Annotated in this window: 21 protein-coding genes; 9 read left to right on the plus strand and 12 right to left on the minus strand. The window is 63.9% G+C overall.

Features of this window, described 5'->3' with window-relative positions; translation table 11 throughout:
- Positions 1–118 precede the first annotated feature (118 nt).
- From NKJ89_RS17120 to NKJ89_RS17130, 3 genes are all read right to left on the minus strand, one after another.
- The gene (locus NKJ89_RS17120) at positions 119–1,132 is read right to left on the minus strand and encodes a substrate-binding domain-containing protein (protein WP_023757039.1); all 1,014 of its coding nucleotides are present in this window, start codon (positions 1,130–1,132) and stop codon (positions 119–121) included.
- Positions 1,133–1,231: 99 nt separating this feature from the next.
- Positions 1,232–2,140 (minus strand): sugar phosphate isomerase/epimerase family protein, encoded by a 909-nt coding sequence (locus tag NKJ89_RS17125; RefSeq protein WP_352604127.1) that lies wholly within the window; start codon positions 2,138–2,140, stop codon positions 1,232–1,234.
- Positions 2,137–3,168, minus strand: a complete 1,032-nt coding sequence (locus NKJ89_RS17130) for a Gfo/Idh/MocA family protein (protein ID WP_352604129.1) — start codon at positions 3,166–3,168, stop codon at positions 2,137–2,139. Before NKJ89_RS17130 ends, NKJ89_RS17125 begins: the two co-directional genes overlap by 4 nt.
- A 195-nt stretch (positions 3,169–3,363) precedes the next feature.
- Between NKJ89_RS17130 and NKJ89_RS17135 the strand changes: the two genes are divergently transcribed.
- Positions 3,364–4,389: a LacI family DNA-binding transcriptional regulator gene (locus tag NKJ89_RS17135; protein ID WP_352604131.1), complete on the plus strand. Its 1,026-nt coding sequence runs from the start codon at positions 3,364–3,366 to the stop codon at positions 4,387–4,389.
- A gap of 337 nt (positions 4,390–4,726) precedes the next feature.
- Positions 4,727–6,202 carry an esterase-like activity of phytase family protein gene (locus NKJ89_RS17140; RefSeq protein WP_352604133.1) on the plus strand — a complete coding sequence of 492 codons (1,476 nt, stop codon included), beginning with the start codon at positions 4,727–4,729 and terminating at the stop codon, positions 6,200–6,202.
- A 54-nt stretch (positions 6,203–6,256) separates the two neighbouring features.
- Here NKJ89_RS17140 and NKJ89_RS17145 read toward each other — a convergent pair whose 3' ends face one another.
- A complete protein-coding gene (locus NKJ89_RS17145; RefSeq protein ID WP_352604135.1) occupies positions 6,257–7,045 on the minus strand; it encodes a L,D-transpeptidase in 789 nt (262 codons plus the stop codon).
- A gap of 269 nt (positions 7,046–7,314) precedes the next feature.
- Here NKJ89_RS17145 and NKJ89_RS17150 point away from each other — a divergent pair, with 269 nt between their 5' ends.
- Positions 7,315–8,787 (plus strand): MATE family efflux transporter, encoded by a 1,473-nt coding sequence (locus NKJ89_RS17150; RefSeq protein ID WP_352604136.1) that lies wholly within the window; start codon positions 7,315–7,317, stop codon positions 8,785–8,787.
- Positions 8,788–8,806: 19 nt separating this feature from the next.
- Here the strand turns inward: NKJ89_RS17150 and NKJ89_RS17155 are convergent, their stop codons facing one another.
- Complete coding sequence (locus tag NKJ89_RS17155; protein ID WP_352604138.1) at positions 8,807–10,015, minus strand: MFS transporter; 1,209 nt, start codon at positions 10,013–10,015, stop codon at positions 8,807–8,809.
- Between the two features lie 193 nt (positions 10,016–10,208).
- On the opposite strand from NKJ89_RS17155, the gene NKJ89_RS17160 reads away from it, so the two are divergent.
- Entirely contained in the window at positions 10,209–10,784 is a 576-nt protein-coding gene (locus tag NKJ89_RS17160) for a TMEM175 family protein (RefSeq protein ID WP_352604140.1), read from the plus strand.
- Positions 10,785–10,787: 3 nt separating this feature from the next.
- On the opposite strand, the gene NKJ89_RS17165 is transcribed toward NKJ89_RS17160, so the two are convergent.
- Positions 10,788–11,069: a hypothetical protein gene (locus tag NKJ89_RS17165; RefSeq protein WP_352604141.1), complete on the minus strand. Its 282-nt coding sequence runs from the start codon at positions 11,067–11,069 to the stop codon at positions 10,788–10,790.
- Between the two features lie 158 nt (positions 11,070–11,227).
- Between NKJ89_RS17165 and NKJ89_RS17170 the strand changes: the two genes are divergently transcribed.
- Positions 11,228–12,094, plus strand: coding sequence for an SDR family NAD(P)-dependent oxidoreductase (locus NKJ89_RS17170; RefSeq protein ID WP_352604143.1), 867 nt, complete (start codon positions 11,228–11,230; stop codon positions 12,092–12,094).
- Positions 12,095–12,097: 3 nt separating this feature from the next.
- On the opposite strand, the gene NKJ89_RS17175 is transcribed toward NKJ89_RS17170, so the two are convergent.
- The gene (locus NKJ89_RS17175; RefSeq protein ID WP_352604145.1) at positions 12,098–12,523 is read right to left on the minus strand and encodes a low affinity iron permease family protein; all 426 of its coding nucleotides are present in this window, start codon (positions 12,521–12,523) and stop codon (positions 12,098–12,100) included.
- A 340-nt stretch (positions 12,524–12,863) separates the two neighbouring features.
- A complete protein-coding gene (locus NKJ89_RS17180) occupies positions 12,864–13,190 on the minus strand; it encodes a DUF1127 domain-containing protein (RefSeq protein WP_352604147.1) in 327 nt (108 codons plus the stop codon).
- A 63-nt stretch (positions 13,191–13,253) separates the two neighbouring features.
- Between NKJ89_RS17180 and NKJ89_RS17185 the strand changes: the two genes are divergently transcribed.
- Positions 13,254–14,123 carry a LysR family transcriptional regulator gene (locus NKJ89_RS17185; RefSeq protein ID WP_352604149.1) on the plus strand — a complete coding sequence of 290 codons (870 nt, stop codon included), beginning with the start codon at positions 13,254–13,256 and terminating at the stop codon, positions 14,121–14,123.
- Positions 14,124–14,169: 46 nt separating this feature from the next.
- Here NKJ89_RS17185 and NKJ89_RS17190 read toward each other — a convergent pair whose 3' ends face one another.
- Both NKJ89_RS17190 and NKJ89_RS17195 read right to left on the minus strand, forming a co-directional pair.
- Positions 14,170–14,811: a DapH/DapD/GlmU-related protein gene (locus NKJ89_RS17190; protein ID WP_352604151.1), complete on the minus strand. Its 642-nt coding sequence runs from the start codon at positions 14,809–14,811 to the stop codon at positions 14,170–14,172.
- 83 nt (positions 14,812–14,894) lie between these two features.
- The gene (locus NKJ89_RS17195; protein WP_352604153.1) at positions 14,895–15,398 is read right to left on the minus strand and encodes a CreA family protein; all 504 of its coding nucleotides are present in this window, start codon (positions 15,396–15,398) and stop codon (positions 14,895–14,897) included.
- 219 nt (positions 15,399–15,617) lie between these two features.
- Here NKJ89_RS17195 and NKJ89_RS17200 point away from each other — a divergent pair, with 219 nt between their 5' ends.
- The 3 genes from NKJ89_RS17200 (at position 15,618) to NKJ89_RS17210 (ending at position 19,056) form a co-directional block, all read left to right on the plus strand.
- A complete protein-coding gene (locus NKJ89_RS17200; RefSeq protein WP_352604155.1) occupies positions 15,618–16,196 on the plus strand; it encodes an SCO family protein in 579 nt (192 codons plus the stop codon).
- Positions 16,197–16,206: 10 nt separating this feature from the next.
- Positions 16,207–17,079 (plus strand): 50S ribosomal protein L11 methyltransferase, encoded by an 873-nt coding sequence (locus NKJ89_RS17205; protein ID WP_023757024.1) that lies wholly within the window; start codon positions 16,207–16,209, stop codon positions 17,077–17,079.
- 132 nt (positions 17,080–17,211) lie between these two features.
- Complete coding sequence (locus NKJ89_RS17210) at positions 17,212–19,056, plus strand: aminopeptidase P family protein (protein WP_352604157.1); 1,845 nt, start codon at positions 17,212–17,214, stop codon at positions 19,054–19,056.
- Between the two features lie 240 nt (positions 19,057–19,296).
- Here the strand turns inward: NKJ89_RS17210 and NKJ89_RS17215 are convergent, their stop codons facing one another.
- The gene (locus tag NKJ89_RS17215) at positions 19,297–19,593 is read right to left on the minus strand and encodes an AzlD family protein (RefSeq protein WP_023757022.1); all 297 of its coding nucleotides are present in this window, start codon (positions 19,591–19,593) and stop codon (positions 19,297–19,299) included.
- Positions 19,590–20,318, minus strand: coding sequence for an AzlC family ABC transporter permease (locus NKJ89_RS17220; protein WP_352604159.1), 729 nt, complete (start codon positions 20,316–20,318; stop codon positions 19,590–19,592). Before NKJ89_RS17220 ends, NKJ89_RS17215 begins: the two co-directional genes overlap by 4 nt.
- Positions 20,319–20,350 lie beyond the last annotated feature (32 nt).

Here is a 20,350-nt window from a genome sequence, read left to right on the forward strand (position 1 = left end):
GTCGCGCCCCCCTGGAGGACTCGCCCCGCCCCCGCGCCCCCCCCCTCCTCTGTGGCCCGCGCGGCCCCGCCCCGCCCCCGCGGCGCCCCCCCCCCCCCCCCCCCCACGGCTTGGGAGGTCAGCGCAGCGCCTGCTTGGCAAGCTCGGCGACGATCTCGTAATTGTCGGGCGTGACGAAACCCGCGCCGGTGTCGACATTCATCGGCGCCAGACCGAGCACCACCTGCTGGCAGAGGCTGAGGATCGGCAGATAGCCTTGCAGGAACGGCTGCTGGTCGGCCGTCAGTTGCACCCAGCCGCCCTTGAAACCTTCGACGATCTGAGGGCTGGTGTCGAAGCCGAAGTTGAAGATCTCACCCGCCTTGCGTCCCGCCGCCTGCATGTAGGTCGGAACATTGCCGAGCATCTGCCCGCCGGGATAACCGACCGCCTTGACGTCGGGATTGTTGAGCAGTGCCGCGGTGATCACCGGAATCGCCAGATTGGGATCGGAAGCCCATTCGCCACTTGGCGGCGACGACAGCTGGATGACTTCGACGCCGGCCTCCTTGAGCGCCGCCACCGTGCCGCGCTCGCGCGCGCCGCGGGCCTCGTTCTCGAACGGGCCGATCATGATCGCCTTGTCGCCGGCCTTGAGCTTGCCGAGCTTGAACGCCTCGGCGCCGAGCGCGCGGCCCTGTTGCTCCTGCTGGGCGCCGACATAGCCGCCGCCGAACGCTTCCACCACCTTCGGCACCGGCACGTTCTGGTACATCATCTTGATGCCATCCTTGTGCGCCTGCTCGGCCAGCGGCATGATCGCGCCGTCGCCAGGATGGCCCATCATGGCGATGCCGTTGGGCTTCACCGCGACCGCCTCTCGCAATTGCTGCACCATCTTTTCAACGTCCCACTGGGAGAAGATGTAGTCGACCTTAGGTCCGAGATCGGCCGCCGCCTGCTTGGCGCCATTGTAGACGATGGTGCCGAAAGCGTCGCCCTCGGCGCCGCCGACAAAGAAACGGATGTGGACATCCTTGCACCATTGGGCGTCGAGCGCCTGTGCGGGCAAGGTAGAAATTGTGGCGCAAAGCGCCGTGGCCGCCGCCACGACGGTCGAGCGCAGAAGTGTCGTTCTCTTCGCGATGCTCATGCAAGTTCCTCCCTTTTGTCCTCGCAATCCGAGGGTTTCAACATTCGTTCCGGCAGTATGCCGCAGACTTTCCGGCTGGCTCCCCCCGCCGGTCTGCTCTCACACCGGGTTTGGCAGGTAGCTGGCGCCTCCCCGGCATTGCTTCAGATATTCCAGCGCCCGCACCTGCCCGGTGATTTCCAGATCGCCGCGATAGACCGGATCGTGCCAGCCTTCGATGTCGATGGCGCCCTTGTAGCCGGCCAGCCGCAATTCGCTGATTACCCGCGTCCAGTCGCTGTCGCCGAAGCCCGGCGTGCGCATCTGCACGAAAGGCAGCCGACCGAACACGCCGTGCTCGCGGATGACATCCCAGCGTACCGTCGCGTCCTTGCCGTGGACGTGGAAGATGCGCGGCGCCCATTTGCGGATCTGCGGCATCGGATCGATCAAATAGACAAGCTGGTGGCAGGGCTCCCATTCGAGGCCCAGATTGTCGTTCGGCAATTCGTTGAACATCAGCTCCCAGGCGTCGGGATTGTGGGCAATGTTCCAGTCTCCTTGAGCCCAGTTGCCGTCCATTGCGCAATTCTCGAAAGCGATGCGCACGCCCTTGTCGGCGGCGCGCCTGGCCAGCGGTCCCCAGACCTCTTTGAAGCGCGGCAGGCTGTCGGTCAGCGGCTTGCCGCGCAGGCGGCCGGTAAAGCCGCTGACCATCGAGGTGCCGAACAGATGCGCGTTGTCGATCACCGTTTCCCAGGCCTGGAGCACGCCGCGGTCGACATCGCCGCTCTCGAGCGGATTGCCGAATACGCCGAGCGAGGACACGGTGACATCGGCATCGCCGATCGCCTCTCGGATCTGGCCGGCAAGACGCGGCAAGTCCTTGCCGCCCAGCGTCTGCCAGAAGAAGGGCTGGATGCTCTCGAAACCGAGCGGCAGGATCGCCTTGATGTAGGCCGCCGGATCGTCGAGGTTGGCCCGCACCATGGTGCCTATCCTGATGTCGAGAAGCGGGTTTAGCGTCATTGTGCGTCCTCTGCGATCGTCACCCGGCGGCCGGTTTCGGCGCTCTCGATGGCGCCAAAAACCATGGCCAGGCTCTTGATGTTATCGGCACCGCGCGTCTCCGGCTCGGTGCCGGTCTCGATGGCGCGGATGAAATCCTGGATGATGCCGAGATGGCCGTCGACGCGGTCGGCAGGATCGAGCGGCGGCACTTCGATTGGCTGGGTTTTGTCGAAGAGGCCGTCGCGGCCTGGCGCCACGACCTCTGCCTGCAGCACGTCATGGCCGTCCCAAATGAGGCTGCCGCGCTCGGCAACGATGCGCCAGCTGCCCTCCCAGCTTGTGCGGAAACCGGCGCCGCACCATGAGCCGGCATAGGTGAACAGTCTGCCGCCGCCGAGATCGAAGACGGCGCTGGCCGAGGATCCCTGCCGGTACCAGGAATTGGCCGGCTCCCATTCCTGGCAATAGACGCCGGCCGGCTCGCCGGCGACCATGTAACGGGCGGCGTCGAAAGTGTGGATCGCCATGTCGAGCAGCAGGACATGGGCCATCTCTTCGCGAAAGCCGCCGAAATGCGGCGCGACGAAGAAGTCGGCATGAATGCTGGTGGCGGCACCAATGGCGCCGGAGTCCAGGAACCTCCGGATGCGCCTGACATTGGCGACATAGCGGCGGTTCTGGACGACGGCATGAACGCGCCCGGCCTGGCGAGCGGCCTTGACGATAGCCCGCGCATTCTCAGGAGTGTCGGCGAGCGGCTTTTCCGTCAAGAGATGGCAATGATGGGCAAAGGCGGAAAGCGCGACTTGTCGCCGGGCGGCGGGAACCACCACGTCGAATACCGCGTCAGGCCGGGTCTGGTCGAGCACGGCGTCGAGATCGGTTCCAATGACGGCACCGGTGAGATCGTATTCGTGCGCCCTCGCTCGCGCCCTGTCGGCGTCGAGGTCGACAAGGCCGACAATGGCGAGCCGGTCGATCTGCCGCACGGCATCGAGCCAGGCCTTGCTCATCGCTCCGCAGCCGACCAAGACGACATTGATCATCCAGTGCTCCTCCCTCTCGGTCCCTCCAGACCGATCGTCACGGTATTCACGGCATGGCCGTAAACGTTTTTCCGTAAACGTTTACGAGAACACACCCGAAGGCGTAGAATGTCAATTGGCCGCTCGCGAAAATCGTCTTGTCGTCTTGGCCCGGGCGGCTGCCGGTGCTAGCCACATAAGGGGGAGAACAGTCATTTGGCATCCAGCATTCACGATCTTGCCCGTCACCTGAACATTTCGATCGGCACGGTGTCGCGCGCCCTTAACGGCCGTGCCGACGTCAATGCCGACACGCGCCAACGCGTGCTCGAAGCGGCCAGGACACTCAACTACTCGCCGAACCAATCCGGCCGCAGCTTGCGGCAAGGCGCCACCCATTCGATCGCCTTCATGATGCAGCCGCATCCGGGCGACCAGCAATATGGCGAGCCGTTCTTCATTCCGCTCCTGATCGGGCTGCAGGCAAGGCTCGCCGAAAGCGGGCTCGACCTGATCGTGGTCATGGGCGCTCCGGGCGACTATCAGCAGGAGCGCCTGCGCCGTGTCGTCGAGACGCGCCGGGCCGATGCAGTGGTGCTGGCCTGGACGCGGCGCGAGGACGAGCGCATCGACTATCTCACCCAGGTCGGTTTCCCATTCGCCACGCTCGGGCGCAGCCGCTCCGGAGCCAAGTCCTACCCTTCCCTCGACCTCGATTTCGAAAAGGCCGGAGCCGATGCGGTCGACCGCCTCGTGGCGCGCGGCCACCGCCGCATCGCCGCCATCCGCCCGTCGCTCGACCTCAATTTCGGCTATCTGTTCCTGACCGGCTACCGCAAGGCCTTGCGGCGGCATGGCATCGAGGTCGACCCCGAGCTGATTGCGTCCGGCTTCATCAACGAGGCCGCAGGCTACGAAATGACGCCGCAGGTGATGCGCTCCAAGGACCCGCCGACCGCCATCATCTTCAACAATGACGCGATGGCGCTTGGCGGCTGCAAGGCGCTGGCCGAGATGGGCATCAGGCCGGGTCACGACATGGCGGTGACCGTCATCGTCGACACGCCGCTCTGCCGCTACTTCTCGCCGGCGCTGACCGCCTTCCGCCCGGCGCTGGAGCCGATGGGACAGCGGCTCGCCGAAATGCTGCTGGCGTCGCTGCCCGCCTTCGCCGGCCCGGATGGTCCGCGGATCATGCGCGAGGTCTGGCCGCTGGAGCTGGTGGCGCGCGACAGCGACTGATGCTGCGCGGTCCGATAAACGCGTTTCGATCGACCGGCTTCTCGCCCGCCTCGGCCAATTCCATGAATATCCGGGAATGACGGGTCCCGTGCGCGGCCTGCGCATTCGAGATGTCGGTCGTCGACCAGGTCCTGACGAAGTGATTAATTCTTTCCGCCAATCGCATTTTTTTGTCGTCGCGTAGAAAAGACGGCAGGCATGCATCGTGCGCTGTCACGCAAGCATCATGTTCGCGCCGTAGACCGCGTTTCGGGAGCGCGCGGCATCATCAATGTTGCACCTCTATCAGCTTTTCGTCCTGCGGCCGCTTCGGCGCATCTCACAAAGAGGTTCATCCATGAAACACCTGCACCGAACCGCGTCGCTCGGCGTCGCGCTGGCCTTGTTCGCCGCCTTGACGCCGGCGCTCGCCGACAGCACCGCGACGATCGGCGGCCTCGTCAACAAGGGACTGGTCGGCGTCGGCCGCATCCCGGCCGCCCAGCGCGACAAGTTCGGCGAGACCTTCGGCTCGGGCTCCGGCATGTCGATCGACACCGCCAGCTGGACACGTGATGCGGGCGGCTACAAAGGCTCGCTCTGGCTGCTGCCGGACCGCGGTTACAATGTCGTCGGCACCACCGACTACCGGCCGCGCCTCAACACTATCGGCATCGAGTTTACCCCGGCAGCACCAGGCACCGCACCGGCTGCCGGCCAGGAGCAGACGGGCGTCAAGGCAACGCTTGCCGACACCATGCTTCTCACCGACGACAAGGGTGCCGATGCCACCGGCCTCGATCCGCTCAACGGCGTGCGCGCGGCAAGCGGCGACATGCCGATCCTGCCCGAAGCCAGCGGCAAGCTGGCGCTCGACAACGAGGCGATCGCGCGCCTGCCCGACGGCACCATGTTCATCTCGGACGAATACGGCCCCAACATCTACCGGTTCTCCGCCGACGGACATCTGCTGTCGGCGACCCAGCCGCCCGCCGCCCTCGTGCCGATGCGCCACGGCGCGCCGAACTTCGCCTCCGACAATCCCGGCCCGGGTGCGGCCGAGCCCGATCCGAAGGATCCCGATACCGGCCGCCAGAACAACCAGGGCCTCGAAGGCATGGCGATGACGCCCGACGGCAAGTTCCTGATCGCCGTGCTGCAGTCGGCGCCCCGGCAGGATGGCGGCGATTCCGCCTCGACCCGCCAGAACACCAGGGCGCTGGTCTATGACGCTTCCGACCTCGCCCATCTCAAGCTAGCGCATGAGTATGTCGTGCCGCTGCCGGTGTTCAAGGATGCCAAGGGCAAGACCAAGATCGCCGCGCAAAGCGAGATCGTGGCGTTGTCGGATCAGGCCTTCCTGATGCTGGCGCGCGACAGCGGCAACGGCCAGGGCGTGAAAGGCGACACCTCGCTGGTGCGCCAGATCTTCGTCGTCGACGTCTCGGCCGCGACCGATATTGCCGGCGGCGCCTTCGATGCCGCCGACAAGCCGCTGGCGCCCAAGGGCGTGCTCGACCCGTCGGTGACGCCGGCAAAACTGACGCCGTTCATCGATATCAACGATAGTGCCGAACTCGGCCGCTTCGGCCTGCATAATGGCGCGCCAAACGACAAGAACAACCTGTCGGAGAAGTGGGAGGCGATGTCGGTGGTCAGCGTGCTCGATCCGAAACTGCCCGACGACTATTTCCTGTTCGTCGCCAACGACAACGACTTCCTCGCCCAGGACGGCTTCCAGATCGGTGCGCCCTACAAGGCCGAGGACGGCGCCGATGTCGACACCATGTTCCTGGTCTACCAGGTCACGCTGCCGGGTCTGGCCAAGAAGTAACGACAACACAAAGGCGGGCGCGCTGAGCGCGTCCGCCTGAGGGATCGTGACGGCTTACTTCAACATCTCCGCGTCCCTTGGCACGCCCGCATCGATCGGCTCGGCGGTCCTGCTCGAAACGGCCATGATCTTGCCGGCAGCCGACAGATTGGGGCGCACGAAGACCGGCGCGACGCCGTTGACCCGGCTGTAAAGGTCGATGATGTCCTGGTTCATGAAACGCACACAGCCCGACGATGCGTTCTTGCCGATGGAATCCCACTCCGGCGTGCCGTGCAGCCGGTACATCGTGTCCTTGCCGTCCCGGAACAGATACAGCGCGCGGGCGCCGAGCGGGCTCTGCGGGCCTGGCGGCATGCCGTCCTTGTATTTCGCCAATTCCGGCCGGCGCAGGATCATTTCCGGCGGCGGTGTCCAGACCGGCCATTTCTTCCGCGCCTGAACCACGGCACTGCCGGTCCATCCGAAACCGGCCTTGCCGAGGCTGACGCCATAACGGATAGCCTTGCCGCCATCGCCCACCAGATAGAGGAAGTGCTCGGACGTATCGACGACGATCGTGCCGGGTTTCTCTCCGGTCGGGTCGGACACGATCTGGCGCACGAATTTCGGATCGAGCTTGGCCACCGGGATTGCAGGCAGTTGATAGCCCTCGTCGGTGCGCGCCGCATACATGCTTGCGGTATCGCCGAAGCCCGGATCGCTTGGCGGTGCGGCCACCGGCGGCGGCGCAACGTCCGTCGTGGTGCACGCCGAAAGAGCCACGGAGGCGGCCCCCAAAGCAGATGCACCGAGAAACGCACGCCGGCTCAGGCGCTCAGAAAACAGCGGAATATCGGACATCAACCCCCCGGCTATCCAAGATGTAGTAGGAATGCGGCCCCACGCATCAAGGATCAATATCCCATTCCGGAAGTTTTGAGAACATGATTAGATCACGGCATGACTGTCCCGTGGAATCGGCGATCATCGTGGACCGGACTTGAGCAATTCCAGGAAAAGTGCGTAGCGGTTTTCCGTCCGGAATTGCGTCGAAACAAAGAGAGAGCGGTTCGCCGTTTCCGTGAAACGGTGAACCGCTCTTGAGATAAACCTTCGCCGAGTTGCCAGCCATGGACGAAAAAATGCCCTCGCGCCGCCGCACCGGCGACCTGACCAGCGGGCCGATTCCGCGCACGCTTCTGCTGTTCGCACTGCCGGTGCTCGGCTCCAACGTGCTGCAGTCGCTCAACGGGTCGATCAACGCCGTCTGGGTCGGCCGTTTCCTCGGCGAATCGGCGCTGACCGCCACCTCCAATGCCAACCTGGTCCTGTTCCTGATCCTCGGCACGGTGTTCGGCATCGGCATGGCGGCCACCATCCTGGTGGCCCGGTCGGTCGGCGCCCGCGACCTTCCGGAGGCACGCCGTATCGTCGGCACCAGCGCTACCTTCTTCTTCCTCGTCTCGGTGGTGTTCGCGGTCTGCGGCTGGATCTGGGTCGACGCCATCCTGGGCGCGCTGGGCACGCCGGCCGACGCCCTGCCGCTGGCCCGCTCCTACCTGCGCATCATCTTCATCGCCGTGCCGATGATGAACCTTCTGTCCTTCGTCATGACCGTGTTGCGCGGTGCCGGCGATTCACGCACGCCCTTCTTCTTCATGGCGCTGGCCGTCGTCCTCGACATCATCCTCAACCCGCTGCTCATCCGCGGCATAGGGCCGTTTCCCGAACTCGGAATCGCCGGTTCCGCCACGTCCACGCTGATCGGCCAGGCGGTGAGCGTGATCGCCATCCTCATCGTGCTCTATGGGCGCAAGCATCCGTTGCGGCTGGCCAGCGCCGATCTCGCTTTGCTGCGGCCCGACCCCTCCTTGCTGCGCATCGTCGTCTTCAAGGGCTTGCCGATGGGGTTGCAGATGATCGTCATCTCGGCAGCAGCGCTGACTGTGATGGGCATGGTCAACTCCTACGGTTCGCAAGTCGCCGCTGCCTACGGCATCGCCGCGCAGCTATGGACCTACATCCAGATGCCGGCGCTCGCCATCGGCGCCGCGGTCTCCTCGATGGCGGCGCAGAATGTCGGCGCCGGGCGCTGGGACCGGATCGGTCGCATCGCCGCCTCCGGCGTCGGCTTCAACCTGGCCCTGACGGGCGCACTGGTTGCCGTGCTTTCCGTTTTCGACCGCCCGATGCTGAGCCTGTTCCTGAGCAGCGATAGTGCTGCGATCGATATCGCTAGCCACGTCAACACCATCGCGTCGTGGTCGTTCATCCTGTTCGGTATCACCATCGTGCTGTTTGCCACGGTGCGCGCCACGGGCGCCGTGATGCCGCCGCTGATCATCCTGGTGATCTCGGTGCTGGTCGTGCGCACCGGCTTTGCCTATTTCATGCGCGGCGTGTTCGGCGAGGAGGCTCTGTGGTGGAGTTTTCCGGCCGGCTCGATCACCTCGCTGGTTCTGGCGGCCGCCTACTACCGCTTCGGCGGCTGGCGCACCTTGCACATGATCGAGAACAGGCCAGCTGCCGGCGAGCCACCGGATACCGGGCTCGGCGTGCCGCGCCAGCGCGCCAACATGGCGCCCGAAATGCCGAACGGCTGAGCCCGAGCGTCGCCTCGTCTCAACGCCTGTGTTTCAGCCCGAAGGCCAGCGCCACCACCGCAAATATGATAATCATGCCGGCGAAGGCCAGGCTAGCGGCGATAGAATTGGCATAGGTCGAAACGATGCCGATGCCGATGACGGGCAAGGCATTGCCGACGAAGCAGCAGATGAAGAAGCTGGACACCACCTCCGCGCGGCGATCCTGCGGCGCGATCTCGTTTACCACCTGCAGGCCACCACGGTAGCCGAGCGCCGCCACCACGCCGCAACAGGCTGTCGCCACGATCATCAACGCCAGCGAAGCCAGCATTTGTGCCGCCACCACCAACAAGACGCTTGGGATCATCAATGCCAGCGCAACCAGCATCGCTTTGTTGCTCTTCATGTGCATCAGAACCACGATGCCGATCGCTGTGACGATCGCCAGTTCGAAGAACAGCGCGCCGGCGACGGCGTGATTGGTCTCATGCAGCTGCTGTGCCAGTATGCTCGGCGCCACGGCGGCATAGAAGCCGACCAGCGCCATCGCGCCAAAGCCGGTGACCGCCGGCGCGACGAAGCGCGCGCGGATATCCTCCGGCACGGAGAGCTGCGGCCGGATGGAAACGTGCTTGAGGCCACCCGGCCTCGCCACCGTTTCACGGGTGCGCCAGACCAGGATCGTCACCACCGCGAGTGCCGCCAGATAGACGATGAAGACCAGCCGCAACGGCCAGGGCTCGTACTCAGCCAGAAGTCCTGAAATCAAGGCGCCAAGACCGAGGCCGAGGAAATTGGTGCTGGTGGCGATGACGCTGGCGCGCGACTTGTCCGCGCCGGGAAGAAGCTCGGCAATCCATGCGGTTCCGGTCCCCGCGCCAACGCCGATGCCGAGCCCGCTCAGAATGCGGGCCACGTCGAGCGAGACGACGTTTCCGGCAAACAGGAAGACAAGCGCACTGATGATGGCGACAAGCATGGCCGCCAGGCTCGCGGGCCGGCGCCCGACAACATCCGAGATGCCGCCCAGCATCAGCAGTGCTGCCAGGTTGCCGACGACATACACCGCGTAGATCAGCGTCAGCGTGATTTGTGAAAAGCCGAATTGCTGTTTGTAGATGATGTAGAGCGGCGTCAGCATGGTGCTGCCGGCAAACAGCACGGCAATCATCGCGGCGACGGTGGGGATTGCAAGAGCATCGCCGCGAGTTTCATTGTGCGTACGGGCCAAATCGCGAATGGCCATGGCCAACCTCATTACCGGTTTCGGGGATCGCGACCTTAACGCACGTTCATCCGCGACGTTCCGACCGGCAGGCCGGCCTCCTGACAGCACGGTGGGCGTTGCCCGAGCCACAAGCTCGTTGTTGAACACTCAACTCGAGAGATGGCGTCTTTGGATTTCGTACCGTAACCTGTGCCGGCAGAAGGGAGGATTTATGGGCAAAGGCAGGGTCGAGGCGTTCACCGATGGCGTCGTGGCCATCATCATCACCATCATGGTACTTGAGCTGAAAGTGCCGCATGGCGAGGATGTCGAAGCCTTGTTGCCATTGTGGCCGGTCTTCTTCAGCTACGTGCTGTCCTTCATCAATGTCGGCATCTACTGGAACAATCTGCACAACATGTTCCACACCGTGCAGCGGGTCGACGGCCGCGTGCTGTGGGCGAACCTCAACCTGCTGTTCTGGCTGTCGCTGATGCCGGTGACGACGGCCTTCATGGGCGAGAACCACTTTGCGCCGGTGCCGGTCGCCGTCTACGGCATCGACTTGGTGCTGTGCGCCATCGCCTATTCGATCTTGGCCGCCGCGCTGCATCGCCTGCACGGCAACGACACCGCTTTTGCCAAGGCATTGGGCCGTGACCGCAAGGGAAAGATCTCGCTGGCTATCTACGTCGCAGCCGTCGTGCTGACCTTCGTCAGCCAGTGGATCGGCGTCGCGCTGTATGTGCTGGTCGCAACGATATGGCTCGTGCCGGATAGGCGTTTCGCACGGGTGCTCGAAAAATAGTTCCTACTTGCGCATTGCCTTCAGCTTTTCCGCCACTGCTGCGGCAAGGTCGGCATAGCGCTCCTCCAGCCGTTCCGCGGCCTTGATGATCGAGAAATCATGGCCGAACTTTTCCAGCGCCATGCGCAGCTTCTCGACGAATTCGGCCTGTTTTTCCAGCGCCGAGAACAGCGTCTTCACCTGGGCTTCGCTAATGTCGGGGTTGGCCAGCATCTGCGGCACCTCGCGCCCCATCTGGTCACCGATGGTGGTCTGTTCCCTGAGAATTGCGACCCAGTCCGTCAATCAGGAAATCTCCGTTTGCCCCGGGCAAAAGCTCCTTTTTGCCGGGACAACATGCGCAGCCTCGACCGGACTGGTCAACCCAAACAGGGCGATCAGAGGCTTGCGCAAGCCCGTTCGGGCGCTAAGTTCGGCGCCATCGAAAGAAGGAACCATCGCCCATGATGACCGACGCCGAGATCCAGACAGTCCTGCCCGCGCTTGGCCGAGGCAACGCCGCCGTCATCACTGGCGCCGCCAGCGGCATCGGTCTTGCGGCCGCCAAGCGGCTTGCGTTGATGGGCATGAAGATCGTGCTGGCCGACATTGGCGGCGCGCGCCTTGACGACGCCTCGCGAGCCGTCGCCGCGATTGCCGGAGATGATGCCGTGCTTGCCGTCGCCGCCGACGTTTCGAAGGCGGATGAGGTGGACCGCCTCGCCGAAAGGGCGTTCGGCGCCTTCGACGATGTGTCGCTGCTGATGAACAATGCCGGCGTCGGCGACAATCCCGGAAAGCCCTGGGAAAACCGCGATGCCTGGAAACGACTGCTGGACATCAATTTCTGGGGCATCATGCATGGCGTCGGGGCCTTCGCGCCGCGTATGCTGGCCTCGGCCAAGCCAGGCCTGATCGTCAATACCGGCTCCAAGCAAGGCATCACCACGCCGCCCGGCAACCTCGCCTACAATGTCTCCAAGGCCGCGGTGAAGACCTACACCGAGGGCCTGGCGCATGCACTACGCAACGAACCCGGCGCCCATGTCGCAGCCCATCTGCTGATCCCCGGCTTCACCTATACTGGCCTGACCGAAGGCGCGACGGAAAAACCGGCTGGCGCCTGGACCGGCGAACAGGTCATTGATTTCATGCTGGAATCGCTGACCAGGGGCGACTTTTACATCTTGTGCCCGGACAATGAGGCGGCGCGGCCGTTGGATGAGAAGCGCATGGCGTGGGCGATCGGCGACATCATCGAAAACCGCCCTGCCCTTTCGCGCTGGCACCCGGACTACAAGGAGTCGTTCGCGGCGTTCATGAAAGGCTGATCTTCAGGCCGCGTGCTTTTTCGACCCGCGCTTCTGCTCCACGGCCTTCTTGGCCGCCATGGCGGCGATGTTCTCGTCATGCCGCTTCGCCGCACGCTCGCATTTTTCGCGAATTTCCTCGACTTCGGATTCGGTCAGGTGTTCGATACCGATGAAGTGGTTGTGGCCCTTGCCGACCCGGATCAGTTCGTCGAGTTTGGCCTGGATCGCTGCGCCGTCGCGGTTCTGGGTGTTCTGTATGAGAAACACCATCAGGAAGGTGATGATGGTTGTGCCAGTATTGATCACCAGTTGCCAGGTATCCGAAAAGCCGAAGAACGGACCGGTCATCGCCCAGACGACGACGATCAGGCAGCAGACGGCAAATGTCAGCGGCAGGCCGGCTACATGAGCGACCCAGTTGGCGATCTTGGTGAAGTGCTTTTCCATCTATCGAAGTCCCTTGCCGCGCGATGAGAAACAACCGGCGACCGCACGAGGTTCCCGGCGCAAACAAAATACAATTGAACACACGCATAGGGAGAATAGCGGCAAAGACACACTTTATGAGTTTACTGGCACAGTAACGGTGCAGGCAAGAGTGCCTGCTCCTCCCGCTTCACGGCGGCCCCTTCCGCCGCGCCACCCCCGCATGGCGGAAGGGGTTTCACTCCGGAGAGTGCGCAGAACGGTTCCCCTGAAGCGCCGGACGGCACCACGACCGCCAGATCCCGATGCGTGGTACCGAGCGATCTTCCCAAAGCACCATCATCTGCCCGCCTCCTTTGTCTCAAAGTCGCAAGCTGGCGTGGCGGGCACGCTCGCGGATCTCTTCGCGAGAAATGCCGGCGTCTGCCAATGTGCTGTCCGGGGCCCGCCTCAAGCTCGCAAGCGTCCGGCGATAGGCAAGCCAGCGGGCGAAATGGGATCGAAGTTCGTACAACATGATCGTCTCCTTTGGCGCGCAAAGTGGCCGCGCGCTCGGGTTGGTCGAAAGCGCAAAGCATCTGCGCGAAGCGCATGCGCGATCGAAAGGATTGCGCTGGCTCGTCAGCCAGCCGAGGCGCTTGTCGCTATCCCGCCAAGCAGGATTGTCCAATGCTTCCAATGCCTGCATACTTGCGCGTGATACCGGCTCGCGCTACAGCCACGGTCGCAAGGAGTTTTTCATTTCTGCAAAATGGACATCGGCTGGGACGATCTAAGATTGTTTCTCGTCGTTGCGCGGCTGGGTGGCTTGAGTGCAGCGACAGGAACCACGCGCCTCAGCGCAGCCACCCTTGGACGACGCGTCACCGCGCTCGAAAGGCAAATCGGCGAACCGCTGTTCGTGCGTCAGCAGACCGGCTACCGGCTGACCCCGGTCGGTGAAGAACTGCTGCGGCGCGCCGAAGACGTCGAGGCAGCGATGCAGTCGCTGACCCGCTGGCGCGAAGGAAGCCTGCCCGACCGCATTGTCCGTGTGTCTGCCGGGCCGTGGACTTCGGCCTTCGTTTCCGCCCATATCGGCGAGATCTGGACAGTCGACGACGGCATAAGGGTGGAGCTCGTCACCACCACCGACCGGGTCGACATCGGTCGCCGTGCCGCCGACATCGGTATCCGCAGCGACCGCCCGACCGAGCAGTGGCTGGCCGGCCGTCAGAGCGGCAAGGTCGCCCACGCCATTTATTCCGGGCGCCACCTGATCAACGGCATCGCCGCCGGGTTGTTCGTCGGCGTCACCGGCGAAGGGGCGAACATTGCCTCAGCGCGCTGGCTACAGGCCCATCACGGCGACCGCATCGCCGTGCGCGGCAACAACACCCATTCGGTGCGCGAACTGGTGGCCGCCGGCGCCGGCCTTTCGGTCTTTCCCTGCTTCGTCGGTGACGGCGACCCACGCCTGGTTCGCGTCGCTCAGCCTATCTCCGAACTCGAAACCGACCAATGGATCGTCACCCATCACGAGGAACGTCACTCCCCGCCGGTACGAAAGATAGCCGACCGGATTGCCGCCTTGATGCGGGCGCACCAGCCGCTGTTTCGTGGCGAGACGCCGATCCGGTAAGCCTTGGGCGTCGATTGGCCGCCAACTGAGCCGCATCTGCGGAAGGTCAGGCCCCCTCGTTTTCCCAGCGGTCAAGGAATGCCTCGATCGGCATTGCCTGCATGTCGGGAACCGCTCTGGCGAGCTTTTCGACCGGCCAATCCCACCAGGCGAGAGCTTCGATCCGGGCCGCGATGACGGCCGGAAAGCGAGATCTGAGCGCCTTCGCCGGCACGCCTGCAACGATTGCATAGGACGCCACGTCCTGCGTCACCACCGCGTTGGCACCAATGACGGCGCCATTGCCGATGGTGACGCCGGGCATGATCACCGCACCATGGCCGATCCAGACATCGTGGCCGATGGTGACTGCTTTCGCCTGCCGCCGTGCGCGGAATGCAGCATCGACGCCCAGCCAGCGAAAATACTCGTTCGGCCGGTAGCCGACCTTGTGCTGTGTCAGCCGCTCGATGGGATGCTCCAGAGCATTGATGCGGCTGTTGGCGGCGATCGAGCAGAATTTTCCGATCGTCGTGTAGATCGCTTCCGAATGGCGTTCGAAATAGGAGAAGTCGCCGACGCTCACCTCGCGCAGCACCACCCGCTCACCGATCGAGGCATAGCGGCCAAGCTTGCACGCCTTCAGTTCCGCGGTCGGATGGATGCGCGGCTCGGAATCCTTCGGGACGAGATTTTCGGAACGATCCATGCCGGCGGCTTTACGTCAGAGCGATTGGTCCCGCAAGCGGGACCAATCGTCCGTCTACCGGTTCCGCGAAAGAGCTGAAGCCCCTATTGAGGCTTGCCTTTGCTCCAGACCACGTTCTGGCCATAGAGCGGCACGGTGGTGACCGACATTTTGGCCGAGCCGTTCTGCACCTGGCGCGAATGCGAGAGATAGATCAGCGTCTCGTTGGCCTCGTCGTAGATGCGGTTCACCACCTGCTTCTTCCAGATCAGGCTGATGCCTTGCTTGAACACTTCCTCGCCGCTCTCGCTCACGTCGATGTCACCGATGATGATCGGACCGGTCTGGCGGCAGGAGATCGAGGAATCGGACGGATCCTCGAACCAGTTGCCCTTGTGCAGGCGATCGATGATGCCGCGATCGAAATAGGAGACGTGGCAGGTCACGCCCTCCACCTTCGGATCCTTGATCGCCTCGACGACGATGTCGTTGCCGAGCCAGTCGACCCCGACCTTGCCGACTTCATCGGCAAGGGCCGCACCGGCGCCGAGGACAAGGCACGCGGCTAGGGCGCCGCCGAGCAGTTTTCGCCCAATCGATCCTTGCAAGATAGCCTCCGGGGTTCGAGTTTGCCGGTCTCAGGTGGGGCGAAGAGCACGGCATTGCAAGCGGCGGCTCCGGATGAAAACGCCGCATCCGCCATGGCCGGTTGCGTCAACGCGGCACCTTTGCGTGTACCCGGTCAAACCGCTAAGACTGTTCGCCGAACCAAGGGCTCGCCTGGTCTTGGCCGGCACGCCGAAGAAATTGCAAGACGGACCTTACTGATGATGCGTTCTATCCTGATCGGCATTCTCGTCCTGATGGCGGCCGGCATCGGCTGGCTGACCTTCGACTGGTACCGCGGCCACTATGGCGGCGAGCCTTTCGGCGCCGCCTTTACCTTGGTCGACCAGAAAGGCGCGCCGATCACCGAGGCTGCCTTCAGGGGTCAGCCCAGCGTCGTCTTCTTCGGCTTCACCCATTGCCCCGAGGTCTGCCCGACCACGCTGTTCGAGTTGGCCGGTTGGCTGAAGACGCTCGGCGACAACGGCAAGAACCTGCACGCCTATTTCGTCTCGATCGATCCGGAGCGCGACACGCCAGAGGTGGTGAACGCCTATGTCAGCAATTTCTCCGATCGGATCACAGGCATCACAGGCGATCCAGACAAGGTCCATGCCATGGCCAAGTCGTTCGGCATCTACTGGAAGAAGGTCGACACGGGCGACGGCGACTACACGATGGACCACACGGCTTCGGTGCTGCTGCTCAACGCCAAGGGTGACTTTGCCGGCACCATCGCCTATGGCGAAAGTTCGGAAACGGCCATGACCAAGCTGAAGCTGCTGGCGGCGAAAAGCTGATCATCATTTCATGACCCAGACGCGCCTCTACTTCTCCATCGGAAAGATCGAGTCGATCCGCATTTTCGATGCGCTCGAAGCGGCCTTCGAGGATGAAGGCCTGCCAATCGCCCTGCTTGAGGTCGACGAGGACAATGACATCCACGAAGTGTCGCTCTACGCCGATGGCGACGTCGATGCGGTCGAGGCCCGCTTGAAGGACATCCTTGCTGGCCTTTCCCTGTCGAAGCCGATCGAGCGCGAGAGCCTGCCTGACATCGACTGGGTGGCACGCTCGCTGGAAGGGCTGAAGCCGGTGCGCGCTGGCCGTTTCTTCGTCCACGGCTCGCATGATCGCAAAAAACGCCATAGCGGCGAGTTCGCAATCGAGATAGAGGCCGGCCTCGCCTTCGGCACCGGTCACCACGGCACCACGGCCGGCTGCCTGGAAATGCTGGAAAAAGTGGTCCGGCGCGAGCACCCGCGCAACGCGCTCGACCTCGGCACCGGTAGTGCTGTGCTGGCAATTGCCGTCGCCAAGCTGGCGCGTATTCCCGTGTTGGCCACCGACATCGATCCTGTGGCGGTGAGAGTGGCGGCCGCCAATGCGCGGCTCAACCACGTCAAGGCGCTGGTGGAAACGGTGACCGCTCCAGGCTTTCACCACCCGATCTTCGGCAAACGCGCGCCTTTCGATCTCATCGTCGCCAACATACTGGCACGGCCGCTGATGCGGCTGGCCCCGCAAATGGCAGATCACATCGCCCTCGGTGGCTCGATCGTGCTGTCGGGCATCCTCGAGCGGCAGCGCGACGCCGTCGTCTCGGCCTATGTCGGCCAGAACTTCCGGCATGTCAGGACCCTGCATCGCGAAGGCTGGGTGACGATCCACCTCAAACATTGAAGCCGACAACGAGCTTGGACCAAGGTCCGCCGGTTGTCAGCCAAGCGATGCCGTAGCAATTTGCCGCTGCCGGAAATCGATTCCGGTTTCCGCGACCTTACGCTACGGTTGTGCTGACTGCAGGAGGCCACCATGTTCCAGACCTTCGATTCCGCGGGCGACCCGGCCGTCGGCAAACCGCGCGTGGGGCTGCTGCGCCAATGGCTTGAAGCCAACGGGCTGGATGGCTTCATCGTGCCGCGCGCCGACGAGCACCAGGGTGAATATGTCGCCGATCGTTCGGCGCGGTTGAAATGGCTGACCGGCTTCAGTGGCTCGGCCGGCGTCGCCATCGTCCTGCGCGACCGCGCCTTCGTCTTCGTCGATGGGCGCTACACGCTGCAGGTGCGGGGCGAGGTCGATCTCGACATTTTTGCAATCGAAAGCCTGGTCGATAACCCGCCCGCCGTCTGGCTCAAGGACAATCTAGGCAAGGGCGCGCGGCTCGGCTTCGACCCGTGGCTGCACACGATCAGCGAGGTCAAGGCGCTGCAGGCTTCGGCCGACAAGTCGGGCGCGGTGCTGGTGCCGCTCGACAAGAGCCCGATCGACATCATCTGGAAGGATCAGCCGGACGCGCCGGTGGCACCCGTCGAACTTCACCCGATCGGCTTTGCCGGCGAACTCGCCAAGGACAAGCTGGCGCGGCTGGCGGCCGCGATCGCCAAGGACGGCGCCACCCACGCGGTGCTCACCGACCCCTCCTCCATCGCCTGGGCCTTCAATATCCGTGGCGGCGACGTGCCGCACACGCCGCTGGCGCTTGGTTTCTCCATCCTCGCCGCCGGCGGGTCGCACCAGCTTTTCATGGACCGGCGCAAATTCTCGCGTCAGGTCGCGGCCTACCTCACCCAGCTCGCCGAACCGCATGAGCCCAGCGAATTCGAAGCGGCGATCGTGGCCCTCGCCAAGAGTGGCGCGAAAATCGCGCTCGACCCCGTGCTGGCCGCTGACAGGCTGCGCATGCTGGTCGAGGCCAATGGTGGCACGGTGGTTGCGGCACCCGACCCCGCCCGCATCCCGCGCGCCACCAAGAACCAGGCCGAGATCAACGGCTCGCGCGCCGCGCATCGCCGTGATGGCGCCGCCGTGGCGAAGCTTTTGTGCTGGCTGGAGCGGCAGAAGCCCGGCTCGCTCGACGAGATATCCGTCGTCACCAGGCTGGAGGAGACGCGCCGGCAGACAGGTGAAGAAACCCAGATGCCGCTGCGCGACGTCGCCTTCGACACCATTTCCGGCGCCGGCCCGAACGGCGCCATCATGCACTACCGCGTATCGCGCGCCACCAACCGAAAGCTTAAGGCCGGCGAACTGTTCCTGCTCGATTCCGGTGCGCAGTATCAGGACGGCACCACCGACATCACGCGCACCGTGCCGATCGGCCAGCCGACTGAGGAGATGCGCGAGCGTTTCACGCTGGTGCTGAAAGGCATGATCGGCATTTCCACACTGCGCTTCCCCGCCGGCACGCGCGGCTCGGAAATCGATGCCGTCGCCCGCATGGCGCTGTGGAAGCACGGCTGCGACTTCGCCCATGGCACCGGCCACGGCGTCGGCTCGTATCTGGCCGTGCATGAAGGGCCGCAGCGCATTGCCCGCACCGGCACCGAAAAACTGTTGGAAGGCATGATGCTGTCCAACGAGCCGGGCTACTACAAGGAAGGTGCCTACGGCATTCGCATCGAGAACCTCATTCTGGTCACGCCGGCCGAAGCGATCGAGGGCGGCGATATCGCCATGCACGGCTTCGAGACGCTGACGCTGGCGCCGATCGATACCAGGCTGGTGCGATCGGATTTGCTGACGCGCGACGAGCTGCATTGGCTCGACACCTATCATGCGCGCGTGCTGGCCGAGATCGGACCGATGCTCGACGGCGAGACGCTGGCCTGGCTGGAGAAAGCGACGGCGCCGCTGCCCCACGACGCCAAGATTTGATTGAACGGTGAGGCAGCCAATCTCCCCCCTCGTGGGGGAGATGCCCGGCAGGGCAGAGGGGGGCGCTGTCCCGCCGACCTCTCGATCGATTTGCAATTGCGCCCTGGGATTATTTTGGCTTGGTCGTGGGACAAATGACGTTGGCGATCCTTCACGCCCCCCTCTGTCCTGCCGGACATCTCCCCCACATGGGGGGAGATTGGCAGTTTCGCGACCTTCGCAAATCTCCTTGAGGAGCAGCTACCCCACAACCTGCCGCGCCAAAATCAACACCGCAGCCCCCGCCAGGAACATCGACATCAGTCCGCCACGCAGCGAAACCACTGATGTGACGACCAACGCTGCCCATTCCGCCGGTCCGGCATTCAACAGCTCCGGCGCCACAAGCGTCGTCAGCACCGCCGCCGGCACGGCATTGAGGCCTGCCTCGACGCGCGGATGGATGGTGTCGAAGCGGGAGATGACCAGATGCCCACCAATGCGCGTGAGATAGGTGGCGATCGCGCCGGCGATGATGATCCAGAATGTCGTGCTCATGGCCGTGCCTTCACGCCGCTGTGGTGGGGAGGCAGGATGACCGCCAGCAGCACACCGGCAATCGCGCCGATCGAGACATGCCAGGGCGAGCCAACGGTCTTGTAGGCGATGATCGATGTGGCGCCACTGGCGATGACCACCGGCAGCCACAGCGGCCGCTTGCGGAAGCCCAGCACGAGACCAAGAAAGTAGATCGGCAGCAGGAAGTCGATGCCCAGCGCATGCGTGTCGGGGATAAGCTTGCCGAACACCGCGCCAAGCGCACTTTCGACGATCCAGAACAGGTAGACCGGCAGTCCAAGTCCCAGATACCAGGCAAAGCCGACCGTCTGGCCGGATTGCGCCCTCGCCTCGGCCACCGCGAACTGCGGATCGGTAAGGATGAAATAGCCGAGCGCTTGGCTGATGACGGGCCAGTGCGCGATGCGCCGGCCGATGCCGGCGGAATAGAGCACATGGCGGAAATTGACGGCAAAGATCGACAGCACGATCAACCACGGCGCCACATGCTGGCCAAACAGCTGGATGCCGACCATCTGGCTGGCGCCACCGAAGATCAGCGCGCTCATCAGGAAGGCTTCGAGGACCGAGAAGCCATTGTCGACGGCGAGCGCGCCGAACAACACCGCGAACGGCGCCGACGCCACCACGACAGGCATCGAGAGCCGAACACCTTGCCAGAAATCGCTGTTCACGGAATTCGTAGTCAAGGTCTCAGCCGACATGTCACATTCCTAACGTCGCGCCGGTATTTAGG

The sequence above is a fragment of the Mesorhizobium sp. M0047 genome (genome assembly GCF_040323315.1).
Taxonomy (GTDB): Bacteria; Pseudomonadota; Alphaproteobacteria; order Rhizobiales; family Rhizobiaceae; genus Mesorhizobium.

Excerpts from the sequence above, each read along its gene's own strand:
- NKJ89_RS17120 (WP_023757039.1), bottom strand. The coding sequence starts at position 1,132 with ATGAGCATCGCGAAGAGAACGACACTTCTGCGCTCGACCGTCGTGGCG.
- NKJ89_RS17125 (WP_352604127.1), bottom strand. The coding sequence starts at position 2,140 with ATGACGCTAAACCCGCTTCTCGACATCAGGATAGGCACCATGGTGCGG.
- NKJ89_RS17130 (WP_352604129.1), bottom strand. The coding sequence starts at position 3,168 with ATGATCAATGTCGTCTTGGTCGGCTGCGGAGCGATGAGCAAGGCCTGG.
- NKJ89_RS17140 (WP_352604133.1), top strand. The coding sequence starts at position 4,727 with ATGAAACACCTGCACCGAACCGCGTCGCTCGGCGTCGCGCTGGCCTTG.
- NKJ89_RS17145 (WP_352604135.1), bottom strand. The coding sequence starts at position 7,045 with ATGTCCGATATTCCGCTGTTTTCTGAGCGCCTGAGCCGGCGTGCGTTT.
- NKJ89_RS17150 (WP_352604136.1), top strand. The coding sequence starts at position 7,315 with ATGGACGAAAAAATGCCCTCGCGCCGCCGCACCGGCGACCTGACCAGC.
- NKJ89_RS17155 (WP_352604138.1), bottom strand. The coding sequence starts at position 10,015 with ATGGCCATTCGCGATTTGGCCCGTACGCACAATGAAACTCGCGGCGAT.
- NKJ89_RS17160 (WP_352604140.1), top strand. The coding sequence starts at position 10,209 with ATGGGCAAAGGCAGGGTCGAGGCGTTCACCGATGGCGTCGTGGCCATC.
- NKJ89_RS17170 (WP_352604143.1), top strand. The coding sequence starts at position 11,228 with ATGATGACCGACGCCGAGATCCAGACAGTCCTGCCCGCGCTTGGCCGA.
- NKJ89_RS17175 (WP_352604145.1), bottom strand. The coding sequence starts at position 12,523 with ATGGAAAAGCACTTCACCAAGATCGCCAACTGGGTCGCTCATGTAGCC.
- NKJ89_RS17180 (WP_352604147.1), bottom strand. The coding sequence starts at position 13,190 with ATGCAGGCATTGGAAGCATTGGACAATCCTGCTTGGCGGGATAGCGAC.
- NKJ89_RS17185 (WP_352604149.1), top strand. The coding sequence starts at position 13,254 with ATGGACATCGGCTGGGACGATCTAAGATTGTTTCTCGTCGTTGCGCGG.
- NKJ89_RS17190 (WP_352604151.1), bottom strand. The coding sequence starts at position 14,811 with ATGGATCGTTCCGAAAATCTCGTCCCGAAGGATTCCGAGCCGCGCATC.
- NKJ89_RS17200 (WP_352604155.1), top strand. The coding sequence starts at position 15,618 with ATGATGCGTTCTATCCTGATCGGCATTCTCGTCCTGATGGCGGCCGGC.
- NKJ89_RS17205 (WP_023757024.1), top strand. The coding sequence starts at position 16,207 with ATGACCCAGACGCGCCTCTACTTCTCCATCGGAAAGATCGAGTCGATC.
- NKJ89_RS17210 (WP_352604157.1), top strand. The coding sequence starts at position 17,212 with ATGTTCCAGACCTTCGATTCCGCGGGCGACCCGGCCGTCGGCAAACCG.
- NKJ89_RS17215 (WP_023757022.1), bottom strand. The coding sequence starts at position 19,593 with ATGAGCACGACATTCTGGATCATCATCGCCGGCGCGATCGCCACCTAT.
- NKJ89_RS17220 (WP_352604159.1), bottom strand. The coding sequence starts at position 20,318 with ATGTCGGCTGAGACCTTGACTACGAATTCCGTGAACAGCGATTTCTGG.